Raw genomic sequence first — 13897 nt, 5'->3', positions numbered from 1 at the left:
CGTGGGGCGACCCTGAGCAGGAAAAGATGGCAAAGGCGAAGATCAACCCACCCACTCGCGACGTCACGGAACTTAATTACCAACGCGATTGCCAATTGGCTCTCGAACCTTCACTGACAAAGTTGCTGGAAATGGCCGAGCGGGCCGGCTGGGAACTTCACCAGGCGACCTATGCCGTGATGATTCTTGCCGCAGAACATCTGAAAAGACAGTCGCCGCCGCAGGAAATGGCCGAACAACAGGATACGCCGGCCAGCGACTGAGTGCGTTGCCGTTCAACACAGATCTTGGCAGCGTCTTCCATTGGTTTTATTTCGGCTCGGTCGACTTCTACCGTTGTTTCCGCGGTCTTTCCTTGCCGCCGGGAACCGGTTCCGTGAGCCCGTAACCATCCTTCGGCGGATGGTCCTTGGGGTCTCCGGTTTCCGTTCCACCGCGGCTTATCCCGTCCTGCACATTGCCGACCCCAGGCCGCGCCGGATATTTGCGGGCTCCGGTCTCGCCGAGATGAACGCTGTCGATAGCGATCTTGTCCTTGTTCACACCAGCCATGGCTTTCTCCTTCCATGGAGAAACCGGCGGGCCGGCATTCCGTTCCGGTGTCAGATGCCTAGCGGCGCGATGCGAAGGCGCGATCGGCGATTCTCTTGATGAAGGCCGCCACCTTTTCCGCCGCTGCGTAGTGCGGCATGTGGCCAACGCCGTGGAGGATTTCGATTTCGAGCCCGGGGATTGCACCCTCCATGCCAAGCCCGTGGCGCTCGTAGCCCAGCACGCGGTCCTCAGTGCCGAACAGGATGCCCGCCGGCATGCTTATCTCGCCGTAGCGCTTTTCCAGCGCCGGCATGTCCTGTTCGATCGCGGTGAAATCGCTGACGGCGCCGTAGAAGTGGCTCGGTCGCAAGCCTACCCAACCGCCGCCCTTGATCAGGTAGTCATCGTCCGGCGGTTGCGGCCCGAAGATGAAGGCAAGCGTTTGCGGTGCGTATTTCAGCGAAGTGGGGATCGCCAGCGTGTTGGCCATCAGCCAGCGTTTCAGCGGCGAGCGGATGTAGAGCGCCTTGAATTCCGGCGGCACGGTATCCTGGTAGCGGGTCAGCGGCGCCAAAAGCGCGATGCCGGAAATGGCGCGGGGGTGTTCAAGGGCTGTGGTTAGCGCCACCAGGCCGCCCAGCGAATGGCCGACCAGCAGCGGCTTTTCCAGGCCAAGCGCGTCGATGAAGCGGCTAATCACGCGCGCCTGCTCCGTCAATCGTGCGCTGGCTCCCCTAGCGCGCACGGAATAGCCGGCGCCCGGCCGGTCCATGGCGATCAGCCGGTAGCCGTCGAACTTGTCGAACAGCGGATGCCGGAATTGCAGCAGTTGCGCGCCAAGGCCATGGACGAAGAGGATCGCGGGGCCCTCGCCCTGGTCGACATAGTGGATACGGTTACCGTCGATATCGATGAATTTTCCGGCGGCCGGCACCAGCTTTTCCGACTGGGCTGCAATGCGGCGCGTCGCATAGGCGAAATAGCCGGCGGCGAGCGCCGCAAGGACGAAAAGCGCAGCCAGAACCCAGAGAAAAAGAGAAAGAAATGCCATGCCGCTTCGCCGCCCTTTGTGCCCGCACTTTAATGGGCTTTCCCCAAGCGGCAAGAGAAGCGGATATCAAACCCGGCGTGGTTGCGGCATCGGCGTTGCGTTCAGCCCGCCTTGCGCCAGATTCCTGTGCGCTGGGTGAACGGCGAATAATCGACGAACGACCAGCGCAACGACGATGCCGCGCGGCGGCGCCAGCCTCGCACCGCATGAAAGCGCCATGAACGCTCGGCGCCGTCGATCAGCCGACCTGCAGTGCCGCTCCAATCGATCTCTGTAACCCCTTGCAATTGCAGGAGATCGCCGTGCTCAAAATCGACGAACAAAAGGCCGGCGCGCGGTTCGCCGAGTAGGTTGCCCAGCGTGTTGAAATAGCGGTTGCCGCGAAAGTCCGGGACGGTCAGCGTATCGCCATCGACGGATACGAAACCAGGCCGGCCGCCGCGATGCGAAATGTCGGGGCCGCCAGCCTCGCCGTTTTGCGGGCGCGAGCGCGACGCCACGAAGAATGTGTCGGCGCGCGCGATCATTGCCCTCGCCTCGTCGTCAAGGCCGGCGAGCGGCTCGGCTTCGGCGGGCGCCGCCTTGCCGGCATGAGCGACGCGGCCCTGGATATATTGCGGGCAGTTGCCGAAGCTCTGGCGGACGGAGACGGTCAGGCCACCGGCGTCCATGCCGGTGATCGTGCCATTGGCGCGGTTGCGCCGACGCGTCGAAAAATCGATGCCGAGGAGCCCGATGTCGGCGCCCTGATCAAATGTCCCGGTCGCTGGGTCGTTGCTGTCCGGCAACGCATCGATCCGCAACCTCACAGGATCCGGCGAATGCACGAAGCCGGCGGGGCCGGTCAGCATGGTCGCCATCGGCCATCCCCCGACGTCCGACGTGCCGGCAAACAGATAGGGCAGCAATTCAAAGAAGCTGCGGTGCTGGTCCGGCATGAAATCGCGGATACCACCGCCACCCGAACCGCCGCCAGCCAGTCGCTGTGCAGCCAGTTCGTCCGCATGGAAGGGTATTTCCCGGTCCATGTCGGCCTCACGCGACCTGCGGGATCGGCGACGCCGGCATCGGCTTGAAATGCGGCAACGCCTCTACCCGCGCCAGCCAGGCGCGCAAGGCCGGATACGGCTCCAGTTCGACGCCGCCTTCCGGCGCATGGGCGACATAGGAGTAGCAGGCCAGATCGGCAATCGTCGGATGATCGGCGGCCAGCCAGGTTCGGCCGGCAAGATGCCCGTCCATGAATTTCAGAACGCGGCCAGCGATCGCCGCGCATGTGGCTGCATCTCCTGGAATGTTGAACTGGGCGATGAGGCGCGCATTGCCGGGACCATATCGGATTTCGCCGGCAGCGATCGACAACCAGCGTTGCACATATGCCGCCGTCACGGCGTCCTCAGGGAGCCACGAACTGGCCGGCGCATAACGCTTGGCCAGATAAACGAGAATCGCATTGCTGTCGGCAAGCACAAGCTCGCCATCCTCGATCACCGGAATCTGGCCGATCGGGTTGAGCTTGCGGAATTCCTCGCTTTGCCTGACGGCGGCGGGCGCATCGACAAGCCGATAGGGAAGTCCCAGCATGCGCAGGAGAAGTTCCACCCGATGCGCGTGGCCCGACAGCGCGGTTCCATGCAGCACGATTTCCGTCTGAGCCATGACAGCCTCCTTCGATTTTTCGCCCAGTCTATCCTTGCTGATTTCAGAGCCAATCTGCTAAATTCGAAAAGCAGAATTTCGGAAACTGGAATAATCTTGGACAGGCTGGACGAGCTCGCGGTCTTCGTGGCGATCATCGACAGCGGCAGCATGGCGGCGGCGGCCCGCAAGCTGCGCCGCTCGCCGCCGCAAGTGACGCGCGCGCTGAGCGATCTCGAAAACCGCGCCGGCGCGCGCCTGGTCGAACGCACCACACGTCGCCTGTCGCCGACGGAAGCCGGCCATGCGATGGGGCAAAAGGCCCGCGCGTTGCTCGCCGACTACGACCATATGCTTTCCGGCGTTTCCGAAGCGCCGCTGCGTGGCCTGCTCAGGGTGACTGCGCCCGTGCAGTTCGGCCGCCGCCACGTAGCGCCCGTCGTCAGCAGCTTCCTCGACGCCTTTCCCGAAATGCGGGTCGAGCTGATCCTCCACGACCGCAATCTCGACCTGCTAGAGGAAGGGCTGGACGTTGCGGTGCGTATCGGCCCGCTGTCGGATTCCACGTTGCTGGTGCGCCGGGTTGGTGAGGTACGGCGGTTGGTGGTTGCCAGCCCTGCCTATCTCGAAAGCCGCGGCGTGCCGCAGCGCCCGGCGGACCTTGCCCGCCACGACACGATCTTCAATTCGCTGCGGCCCGGCCCCAGCGAATGGCGGTTCGGCGGACGCGTTGCCGTCCGCATTTCGCCCCGGCTCCTCGTCAACGATGTCGAATCGCAATTGCTGGCGACGCGCGCCGGGCGCGGCATCGCGCGGGTTTTGTCCTATCAGGTGGCCGACGACGTCGCCGCCGGCACGCTGGTGAGCCTGCTCGAAGGGTTCGTCCCGCCGCCGCTGCCGGTGCAACTGGTGGCGCGCAGCGGTCCTCACATGCAGCCGAAAGTCCGTGCGTTTCTCGATCATGCGGCCGCGGAATTGCGCGGTCTCCCGGTCATCCGTCCGGCGGCTGGCTGATCCCTCAAATGAAACGGGCGGCCAATGGACGGCCCGTCGAACTCCCACCCAGATATGGTCAGCCGTGCAGCTTCTTGGCGATCTCGGCGACGCGCTTGCCCTGGAATTTCGCGCCGTCCAGTTCCTGTTCCGAGGGCTGGCGGGAGCCGTCGCCATTGGTCGTCGTGGTGATGCCATAGGGCGAGCCGCCGCGCACCACGTCGTTGCCCATCTGCTCCTGGTAGGCATAGGACAGCGGCACGATGATCATGCCGTGGTGCTGCAGCGACGCCTGGGTGGAAATGATCGCCACTTCGGCGCCGCCGTGCTGCGTCGCCGTCGACGACATCACTGACGCCACCTTGTTGACAAGCGCGCCCTTCAACCACAGCGGGCCCGTCTGGTCGAGGAAGTTTTTCAATTGCGCGGCCATGGCGCCGAAGCGGGTAGAGGCGCCGAAGATGATTGCATCGTAATCGGCAAGCTCCAGCGGGTCGGCGATCGCCGCTTCCTGGTCAAGCTTGTAGTAAGCCGCTTTGGCGACCGCTTCCGGCACCAGTTCCGGCACCCGCTTGATGGTCACAGTCGCACCGGCTTCGCGCGCGCCTTCTGCGGCTGCCTTCGCCATCTGCTCCATGTGGCCCCAGCTTGAGTAATAAAGCACCAGTACCTTCGCCATGTCAGTCTCCAAAGCCTGTTGTCGTTGCATTGCCGTCTCTTTTCAACCTGCAATTTAGGCATTCTCTTGTTCAACGAAAGTCAGCAGATGATCGACGCATCGTTCACCAAACCGAACCTATTGTCCGCTTGACGTGCCCGCGTTAGAGCAAGCGGTCACTTTTCCGGAGAGTTCAAAATGGCCGAAATCGTCACCGCCGCCATGCTTGTCATTGGCGACGAAATCCTGTCTGGCCGCACCAAGGACAAGAACATCGGCCATCTCGCCGACGTGATGACGGCGATCGGCATCGATTTGAAGGAAGTGCGGATCGTGCCGGACGAAGAGGACGAGATAGTCGCCGCGGTGAATGCGGTGCGCGCCCGCTACGCCTACGTTTTCACCACCGGCGGCATCGGCCCGACCCACGACGACATCACCGCCGATTCCATCTCCAGGGCGTTCGGTGTGCCGTGCGAATACGATGCGAAGGCCTATGCGATGATGGAAGCGAGCTACGCCAGCCGCGGGATGGAGTTCACCGATGCGCGCAAGCGCATGGCGCGCATGCCACGCGGCGCCGACCACATCGACAACCCGGTTTCGCTGGCTCCGGGCTTCCGTATCGGTAATGTGCACGTGATGGCCGGCGTGCCGTCTATCTTCCAGGCGATGCTCGACAATGTGGTGCCGACGCTGAAGACCGGCGCCAAGCTGCTTTCCGCGACCGTTCACTGCCCGCTTGGCGAAGGGATGATCGGCGGGCCGCTGGCCGACATTCAGAAGGCGCATCCCGACACCATCATCGGCTCCTATCCGAAATATCTCGACGGCACCTTCTGGACCGAACTCGTGGTGCGCGCCCGCACGAAGGAAGCGCTCGACGCCGCCCGCGCTGAAGTCGAGGCGATGGTCCTGCGGCTTGCGCCGCGCAGTTGAGATGCGCTGATGAACCTCATCACGGAACCAGGCCGGTTATGATATAGTTTCCTTCGCAGGCGCCCCGGAAATGCGCCGCTCTGATGGAGGCTGTCATGACGTTCAAAACGATCGTTGCCGTGGTCCAGGGCGAGAAAGACGAAGACCGCCTGCTCGATTGCGTATTGCCGCTGGCCAACCACTTCAAAAGCCATGTGATCGGCGTCCACGCGGAGCCTATGCCGGTTGCCTACACCACGCCGATGGGTTTTCCCGACGCGGAATTCATCCACATCAGCAGCGAACGGAACGAAAAACGGGCCGCCGAGCTTGGCCAGCGTTACTCGGCGCGCTGCCTCGCCGAGGGTATTTCCGGCGAATGGCGCAGTCTTGAGAGTTTTTCCGGCGACAGCGCCCTCTCCTCGCTTGCGTCGGCACGCTGCGCCGACCTGATCGTGGCCGTCCAGTCCAATCCGGACGGCGATTCCATCTCAAGTGCCAATCTCGAAGGCTTGCTGTTCGAGGCCGGGCGTCCGGTTCTTTTTGTTCCCTACGCCGCCTCCGTCACCGGCACGTTCCGAAAGGTTCTGATCGCCTGGAACGGCTCGCGCGAAGCAGCGCGCGCCGTGTTCGATGCGCTGCCCTTCATCATGGACGCCGACGAGATCGAAATTCTTGTCGTCGACGCCGAGGATGATGCGGAGCAGGACGCCGCGGTGGCCGCGGCCGATATCGCCGCCAGTCTTGGCCGCCATGGCGTTCACGTCACGGTTGTCAACGAGAAGTCAGCAGGACTGTCGATCGGTACGGTCATCGAGAACCACGCCGCCGAAGCCAAACCGGACATGATCGTGATGGGCGCTTACAGCCATTCCTGGCTGCGGGAGTTCTTGTTCGGCGGCGTCACCCGCACGCTTCTGCAGTCGATGCCGGTGCCGACCTTTATGTCGCGCTGAATGGGGCATTTTTCAGCCAAATGGAATCACTTGGCGTCCGCATAAATGCGGCTAAACAAACAGATAGAGCGGAATGCCGGTCCAACATGAGTGCATTCCGCTCTGAAGGCATGCCGCCGCGCTTCAGGCTGCAGCGGCACTTGCCAAGTCACTGGCTTTCCGGTTAATTCCGCCCGCATTCCCTGACCTTGTCCGCGCCCGCGTGCGCGCTCTGGAGTGCGCCTTCCATGTCTCTTCCTGAAAAAGCCTTCCCCGTCTCCTGGGACCAGTTTCACCGCGACGCGCGGGCGCTTGCCTGGCGGCTCGCCGGTGTCAACGGCAACTGGAAGGCCATCGTCTGCATCACCCGCGGCGGCCTGGTGCCGGCGGCTATCATTTCGCGCGAACTCGGCATCCGCCTCATCGAGACGGTCTGCGTGGCGTCCTACCACGAATATGTCGAGCAAGGTCAGCTCGACGTGCTGAAGGAGGTTTCGCCGTCGCTCCTCGAAAATGAAGGCAGCAGCATTCTGATCATCGACGACCTGACCGACACCGGCAAAACCGCTGCGATCGTTCGCGCGATGATGCCGCAGGCGCATTTTGCCACCGTCTACGCCAAGCCAAAGGGCCGCCCGCTGGTCGATACGTTCGTCACCGAGGTCAGCCAGGATACATGGATCTATTTTCCATGGGACATGGGTTTCACCTACCAGAAGCCGATCGCCGAACATCACCGCGGCTGAACAGCCGCAATTCGTCGGTTCCGATCGCCCTGGAAATCCGGGAACATTTCCGGTCTTCGGCTGTTGGCATAGTCCACCAGCAACTTTGGAGGATCGGAGATGAGACACATTCGCCCGACATTTATCGCCGTCGCCGCCGTGGCGGCACTGTTTGCCGGATCGGCGGGCGCAGCCTGCCCGGATCCGGATACGACCGCGTCGATCAACGACAAGTCGAGTACCGGCATCGCCAAGGACGGCACCCACGCACCGCTCGAAAATGATGCGTCCGCCATGCAGAACGAGCCTGTGAAGAAGGACGGCAAGACCATGCCGCTGGCGACAGAGGAAGGTGGCGGCAACAAGAACCTTGCAACATCGCAGCAAGACATCGAGGCGCAGCAAAAAGGCGATCAGACAGCAGCCGCAAAGGCTGAAGACGATGCCTGCAAGGATTGATACCTAGCGCAAGCGTTGGGAAGACGCGGACCGGGGCTCCGGTTTAAATTTGCAGCGATCTTGCAGCCTCCGGAGCGCCGGCATACTTGTGCCCAACTTAACCCCCGCCTGATACTCGAGCGGATTTCTGTACGACATCAGCTTTGATGTTGTTTGACATTGAAAGGCTACCGTCGCATAGCCAACATTTTTTGGTGGATTTACATGTTGTTTTTACTTTTAAAACACATAATTAACGCTGATAATCCTGAGGCGGCAAACGAATCAACGTAAGGGAAACCCTTGTCCGGCATGGTCAGCCACACCACGCGCAACCGCATAACTGAGCGGGTCAGGCGCCTCTTCGGAGGCAAGCCTTGCCGGCTGCAGGTGGCTGCCTTGCCTTGGCGCAAGACGCCGACCGGCGTGGAAGTGATGCTGATCACCAGCCGCGACACCGGCCGCTGGGTGCTGCCCAAGGGCTGGCCCGAGGGCAGCGAGCAGTTGTTTGACACGGCAGCCCGCGAGGCCGCCGAAGAAGCAGGCATCGGCGGCGCCATCGCGCGTTTCGAGATCGGCAGTTATTTTTACAGCAAGGTGCTTTCGAGCGGCATGGAGCGGCGCTGCGAAGTGCTGGTCTTTCCGCTCGAAGTCGACGAGGTGGCAACCGCCTGGCCGGAAAAGAAGCAGCGCGACCGCAAGTGGTTTGCGCCGGCCGATGCGGTCAGCCGGGTCAAGGAAGCGGATCTGGGCGAGCTGATCGCGCGCTTCGCCAAAAATCCCCGCGCCTACGCCTGATCTGCACCGGCCTGCCGCTTGCATTTCCCGTAAACGACATGAAACTGCAGCATCGCCTCCGTAATCTGTCGCGGGGATTGCGGATTCGAACATGAGCGTGGCCAACCGCAAGATCCCCAAACGCATCCTCGACAAGGACCTCGACAAATTCACCAATGTCGAGGAAGCCGCCCGTTTCCTGGGACGCGGCCTCTTCGCGCCGGGCTTGGCGCTGCTCTTCCTGGCCTCGGCGGCCATCGTTGCCTCATTCTACGTTTTCGGCGAACCACGCGGCGCGATGGTCATCGCCGCCGCCGCGATCGCCGGCTACATGGCGCTCAACATCGGCGCCAACGACGTCGCCAACAATGTGGGGCCGGCGGTCGGCGCCCGTGCCATTACCCTGGGCGGCGCACTCATTATGGCGGCGGTCGCCGAAACCGCTGGCGCCCTGCTTGCAGGCGGGCGGGTCGTCGAGACCATAGCCAGCGGCATCATCTTTCCGGAAACCGTTTCCGATCCGGATATTCTGGTCAGGGTGATGGTGGCCGCCCTCGTTGCCTCGGCATCGTGGATCCACCTGTCGACCTGGCTGCACGCGCCGGTGTCCACCACCCACGCCATCGTTGGCGGCGTCGTCGGCGCCGGCGCGGCTGCGGCCGGGCTTTCAGCAATCAACTGGTCGTCCATGGGCGCGATCACCGCCAGTTGGGTCTTTTCGCCGGTGCTCGGCGGCGCCATCGCAGCCCTTTTGCTGGCCTTCGTCGAAACGGCGATCATCTACAAGGACGACAAGATCGCCGCGGCGCGCCGCTGGGTGCCGCTGCTGATCGCCTCCATGGCAGGCGCCTTCGCGGCCTATCTGGCAACGCTCGGCATCGGCAAGGTGATCGTGCTGGAAACACCGACTGTCGCCACCATCGGCGCCGGCTTTTTCGTCTCCGCCTGGGTCGTTTTCCATCGCATCGTTGCCAGGCAATCCAAGGGGCTGGAAAACCGCAACCAGTCGCTCAGGCGCTTGTTCGTCATCCCGCTCGTCATTTCGGCCGGGCTTTTGTCCTTCGCGCACGGTGCCAACGATGTCGCCAATGCTGTGGGACCGCTGGCAGCGATCATCTCGGCCAACGCCGGCGCGGTTTCCACAGAAGCGACGGTGCCGTTCTGGGTGATGCTGATCGGCGCCCTCGGCATTTCCGTCGGCCTGCTTCTGTTCGGGCCGCGCCTCATCCGGATCGTCGGCGCCGAGATCACCAAGCTCAATCCGCTGCGCGCCTTCTGCATTGCGCTGTCGACGGCATTCACGGTTATCGTCGCGTCATGGCTCGGCTTGCCGGTCAGCACCACCCACATCGCGGTGGGCTCCGTCTTCGGTGTCGGCTTTTACCGCGAGTGGTCAGCCATCAGCTCGATCCGGCGCCGCGCCTACCTGCATCGCAAGAGCGAACTGCTCCGCAACGAGGCCGCGCTGCCGGAACCGGTCGTTGCGTCTCCTGTCCCCGCGGACCCGCGCGCCGGCGGCAAGAAAGGCTCGCAGCAGGAGATCATCCGCCGCCGATTGGTGCGCCGCGCGCATGTCAGGACGATCGTCGCCGCCTGGGTGACCACGGTGCCAGCCTCGGCGGGGCTGGCCGCATTGTTTTTCTACCTGCTCGGCATCGTGTCCTAGTACAACTTGCCGCCGGTCCTCCCGGCATGTTCTGATCGCGCCAGGACCGAGCGGCATCGAAGCGATTATCATGGACAAGACACAGCGCCTTTTCGCCATCATGGATTCGCTGCGCCGCCATCGCCAGCCGATCACGGCCGAAAGGCTGGCCGAGGAATTCTCCGTTTCGGTGCGCACGCTCTACCGAGACGTGCAGACGCTGATCGGCCTCGGCGCGCCGATCGATGGCGAAGCCGGCGTCGGCTATATCCTGCGGCCCGGATTTTTCCTGCCGCCGCTAATGTTTTCGCCGGAAGAACTGGAAGCTCTGGTGCTCGGCGCCCGCTGGGTTGAAGGCCGCCCCGACGAAAGCCTGGCCAAGGCGGCGGCGCGCGCGCTCGGCAAGATCGCCACGGCGACGCCCGAGGATTTGCGCGACAAGATCGGCGCCACCGGCTTATGGCCGGTCCAGGCCGCGGCCATACCCGCCAAGGAGCCGCTGCTCGGCGTCGTGCGCGAGGCGATGCGGGTGGAAAAGACGCTTCACATCTCCTACGCCGACGAGAACGGCGCGGAGACAGAACGGCCGATCTGGCCGATCGCGCTCGCCTATTACGAGGACAAGCACATCCTCGCCGCCTGGTGCACGATGCGGCAGGCGCTGCGCAATTTCCGCATCGACCGGGTGCGGTCGGCCCGCCAGGGCGACGAGCGCTTCGGCAAGCGCCGTGTCGTGCTGATGAAGATGTGGGAAGAGGCCTGGCAGGCGGACCGGCAGGCACGCCGCGCCCGCTACGAAAAAGCGGACAGCTAGCTAACGATCGACGTCAAGCTTTGGCGGAGAAGCCAAACCGGCCCTCGATCAGCCGTGAAAAGCTATTTCGCCGCTTCCACTATGGCCTCTTCCTTATCCAACACCTCGCGCACTTTCGTTGCGAGCTGATCGATGGTGAACGGCTTGGCCAGGAAGTTCACGCCGGGATCGAGCGTGCCGTTGTGAACCACGGCATTGCGGGTAAAACCGGTCGTATAAAGAACCTTGAGATGTGGTTTCCGCGCCGTTGCCTCGTCGGCTAGCTTGCGGCCGCTCATGCCGGGCATGACGATATCTGTGAACAGCAGCGAAATGTCTGCATGTTTGTCGAGCAGCGCCAGCGCCTGTTCGCCGCCGGCGGCATGCACCACCCGGTAGCCCAGTTCGCGCAGCGATTCGACGCTGCCGACACGGACCCGCTCGTCATCTTCGACCACCAGCACCAGCTCGGTGGGCGCTGCCGCCGATGGCCGCGCCGTGGCCGTAGCGTCCGTCTGCTCGTCGCCGAAGTAGCGCGGCAGGTAGACTTTTACCGTCGTCCCCTCGCCCGGCTCTGAATAGATTTTGACATGGCCGTTGGATTGCTTGACGAAACCGAAGACCTGGCTCAGCCCAAGTCCGGTGCCCTTGCTGACCGGCTTGGTGGTGAAGAACGGCTCGAACGCCTTGGCAATCACATCCTTCGACATGCCGGCGCCGGTGTCGGTGACGGCGATCAGCACATATTGGCCGGCCGGCACCTCGGCGTGCGCGGCGGCATAACTGTCGTCGAGATGGCAGTTGGCCGTCTCTATGGTCAGCCTGCCTCCTTCCGACATGGCGTCGCGCGCGTTGACGGCAAGATTGATGATCGAATTCTCAAGCTGGCTGGTGTCGGCATGGCAGCGCCACAACCCGCCGGCGAGCACCGTCTCGATGCGAACGGTTTCGCCGATCGTCCGCCGCAGCATGTCTGACATGCCGGCCACCATGCGATTGGCATCGAGCAATTGCGGCGCAAGCGGCTGCTGGCGCGCAAACGCCAGAAGGCGCTGGGTCAGGCTGGCAGCGCGGCCGGCAGCGTCCGTCGCGCCATCAACCAGCTTGTCAATGTCGGTCTCGCCACGCGCAAGCTTACGCTGGATCAGGTTCATCGCGCTTATGATGACGGCGAGCATATTGTTGAAATCGTGAGCGATGCCGCCGGTCAACTGGCCGATCGCCTCCAGCTTCTGCATCTGGCGGACCTGATCTTCCGCTTTCTGCCGCGTCGCGATCTCACTCTCGAGCGCCTTGTTCGTCGCGGTCAGATTGTCATGCGCCTCCTCGACGACGTGCATGCGCCGCCGGGCATCAACGACGCCATAGATACCCAGCAGCAGCACGCCGGCAAGCGCCCCGATCGAAGCCCAGCGGAGCTTTGCGTCCAAGGCATGTGCAGCGCTCAGGTTCTGCTGCATGGTGGCATTTTCCGCGCGCCGAACTTCGGTGATGATCTCGCGGATGCGGTCCATCGCTGCCTTGCCACGATCCGTGCGGATGACCGCCAGGGCGCCGTCCAGATTGCCATCGCGGTAAAGTTTGATGACTTCCCCGAGTTCGCCAAACTTGTCGCTTATCGCAGCCTGCAGCTGATCGATCTGCGTCAGGTTCGCGGAATTGCCAGCGAGCAACTGCCTTAGCGCTTTCACTTCGCCGGATAGCGATTTGACCGCGGAACTGTAGGGCTCCAGATAGGCTTCTTCACCGGTCAAAAGGAAACCACGCTGACCGGTTTCGGCATCCTGCACCGTCGACAGCATTGCCAGCATGCGGCGCTCGATCTCAAAACTCCGCCGCGCCGCCTCGTTGGCTTCACGCTGGCTTTCGATCATCCACGAGCGGGTGCCGACGAGCGCCGTGAGAACGACAAAACCCAGCAGCAGCGGCAACAGCTGCAAGCGCATGGCCCTGCGCAGCCTTGCAATCATTCGATGATCATCCCGCCATTGCCTCTAAGGCCCGATCCGCCCTATCCGCCAGTTGGTAAGGCAGGCGAAGTTCTCGACGCAAGCGCTATTTTGAGGGAATGACGCCAAGCCGCGTTACCGCCAGAGCTGACAGATCACCACGACAAAGGTCGCATCATCGCGCTTGTAGTCCAGCCGCGGACGCCAGAAATGCCCGTTGGTCAATCCCAGCGCGGCGAGCTTGCCGACGTGGAAATCCGCCAGCCCTGCCTCCCCGAAACCTGCCAGCCACCGACCGCTCGCCCACGCGTCTGACGCGCGGGTGATTCGCCGACCTGGGGCAAGCACGGCGGCAAATCATACGCCATCAGAATATTTCCTCACCTTCACCGCACCCCGACAAAGCACGCTTTTCCGGGCCTTCTTCTCCCCGTTATCCACATTAGTGACACACAAGATATTGGGGTCACAATTCCTACAAAAACGAATCCTTGACGCGCCGGTACGAGTCGCCTTTTATTGATCATGCGCTCCTGTTGCGGGCGTGGCCGGAGTGTTCTCGGGCCGGTCTTTTTCCGGATTATGTGTGAAGTTTTCAGCTTTCCGCCCCTGCTGCGAGGCAGGCGGAAGCGGTGGGTTTTTGCGTGCCGATTGGTTGTCGAAAACGGGGATCGGGCACTGGAATAAATATGTTGTTAACACTATATTTAGTGTTTGCGGGCAGCATACGACACCAGATAGTGTGAACTTCCTCGACGAGGGGAAACACAATCAGGCGTCAGACAAGGGACCGCGGGGTCCCGCGCAAAGCCGGCAGAAGCCCCGGAATCCGGGGGTGGCCGG

Annotated in this window: 16 protein-coding genes; 9 read left to right on the top strand and 7 right to left on the bottom strand. The window is 62.8% G+C overall.

Annotation, left to right across the window (positions count from 1 at the left end; all coding sequences use genetic code 11):
• Positions 1-26: 26 nt before the first annotated feature.
• Entirely contained in the window at positions 27-263 is a 237-nt protein-coding gene (locus F3H98_RS18555) for a hypothetical protein (protein ID WP_149761766.1), read from the top strand.
• Positions 264-330: 67 nt separating this feature from the next.
• Here the strand turns inward: F3H98_RS18555 and F3H98_RS18550 are convergent, their stop codons facing one another.
• From F3H98_RS18550 to F3H98_RS18535, 4 genes are all read right to left on the bottom strand, one after another.
• Positions 331-552, bottom strand: coding sequence for a hypothetical protein (locus tag F3H98_RS18550; RefSeq protein ID WP_149761764.1), 222 nt, complete (start codon positions 550-552; stop codon positions 331-333).
• Positions 553-610: 58 nt separating this feature from the next.
• Positions 611-1585 carry an alpha/beta fold hydrolase gene (locus tag F3H98_RS18545; protein ID WP_149761762.1) on the bottom strand — a complete coding sequence of 325 codons (975 nt, stop codon included), beginning with the start codon at positions 1583-1585 and terminating at the stop codon, positions 611-613.
• 101 nt (positions 1586-1686) lie between these two features.
• Complete coding sequence (locus tag F3H98_RS18540) at positions 1687-2613, bottom strand: pyridoxamine 5'-phosphate oxidase family protein (RefSeq protein WP_149761760.1); 927 nt, start codon at positions 2611-2613, stop codon at positions 1687-1689.
• Between the two features lie 7 nt (positions 2614-2620).
• On the bottom strand, positions 2621-3244 hold the full coding sequence (locus F3H98_RS18535; protein ID WP_149761758.1) for a glutathione S-transferase: 624 nt from the start codon (positions 3242-3244) through the stop codon (positions 2621-2623).
• 96 nt (positions 3245-3340) lie between these two features.
• Between F3H98_RS18535 and F3H98_RS18530 the strand changes: the two genes are divergently transcribed.
• Positions 3341-4237 carry a LysR family transcriptional regulator gene (locus tag F3H98_RS18530; protein WP_149761756.1) on the top strand — a complete coding sequence of 299 codons (897 nt, stop codon included), beginning with the start codon at positions 3341-3343 and terminating at the stop codon, positions 4235-4237.
• A 58-nt stretch (positions 4238-4295) separates the two neighbouring features.
• Here F3H98_RS18530 and wrbA read toward each other — a convergent pair whose 3' ends face one another.
• Positions 4296-4895: an NAD(P)H:quinone oxidoreductase type IV gene (gene wrbA / locus F3H98_RS18525; protein WP_149761754.1), complete on the bottom strand. Its 600-nt coding sequence runs from the start codon at positions 4893-4895 to the stop codon at positions 4296-4298.
• A 177-nt stretch (positions 4896-5072) separates the two neighbouring features.
• Between wrbA and F3H98_RS18520 the strand changes: the two genes are divergently transcribed.
• The 7 genes from F3H98_RS18520 (at position 5073) to F3H98_RS18490 (ending at position 11126) form a co-directional block, all read left to right on the top strand.
• The gene (locus tag F3H98_RS18520) at positions 5073-5813 is read left to right on the top strand and encodes a competence/damage-inducible protein A (protein WP_149761752.1); all 741 of its coding nucleotides are present in this window, start codon (positions 5073-5075) and stop codon (positions 5811-5813) included.
• Positions 5814-5908: 95 nt separating this feature from the next.
• Entirely contained in the window at positions 5909-6748 is an 840-nt protein-coding gene (locus F3H98_RS18515) for a universal stress protein (protein ID WP_149761750.1), read from the top strand.
• Between the two features lie 227 nt (positions 6749-6975).
• A complete protein-coding gene (gpt, locus tag F3H98_RS18510) occupies positions 6976-7473 on the top strand; it encodes a xanthine phosphoribosyltransferase (protein ID WP_149761748.1) in 498 nt (165 codons plus the stop codon).
• 99 nt (positions 7474-7572) lie between these two features.
• On the top strand, positions 7573-7911 hold the full coding sequence (locus F3H98_RS18505) for a hypothetical protein (RefSeq protein ID WP_149761746.1): 339 nt from the start codon (positions 7573-7575) through the stop codon (positions 7909-7911).
• A gap of 291 nt (positions 7912-8202) precedes the next feature.
• On the top strand, positions 8203-8688 hold the full coding sequence (locus F3H98_RS18500; protein WP_149761744.1) for an NUDIX hydrolase: 486 nt from the start codon (positions 8203-8205) through the stop codon (positions 8686-8688).
• Between the two features lie 91 nt (positions 8689-8779).
• Complete coding sequence (locus F3H98_RS18495) at positions 8780-10333, top strand: inorganic phosphate transporter (RefSeq protein WP_149761742.1); 1554 nt, start codon at positions 8780-8782, stop codon at positions 10331-10333.
• A 70-nt stretch (positions 10334-10403) separates the two neighbouring features.
• Positions 10404-11126, top strand: coding sequence for a helix-turn-helix transcriptional regulator (locus F3H98_RS18490; protein ID WP_149761740.1), 723 nt, complete (start codon positions 10404-10406; stop codon positions 11124-11126).
• 62 nt (positions 11127-11188) lie between these two features.
• Here the strand turns inward: F3H98_RS18490 and F3H98_RS18485 are convergent, their stop codons facing one another.
• Entirely contained in the window at positions 11189-13075 is a 1887-nt protein-coding gene (locus F3H98_RS18485; RefSeq protein WP_244621785.1) for a CHASE3 domain-containing protein, read from the bottom strand.
• 114 nt (positions 13076-13189) lie between these two features.
• A complete protein-coding gene (locus tag F3H98_RS18480) occupies positions 13190-13402 on the bottom strand; it encodes a hypothetical protein (protein WP_149761738.1) in 213 nt (70 codons plus the stop codon).
• Positions 13403-13897 lie beyond the last annotated feature (495 nt).

This window comes from Neomesorhizobium albiziae (assembly GCF_900114255.1).
Classification (GTDB): Bacteria; Pseudomonadota; Alphaproteobacteria; order Rhizobiales; family Rhizobiaceae; genus Neomesorhizobium; species Neomesorhizobium albiziae.
The sequence above is the reverse complement of the archived record's forward strand: the minus strand, read 5'-3'. Positions and strand labels throughout refer to the sequence as shown.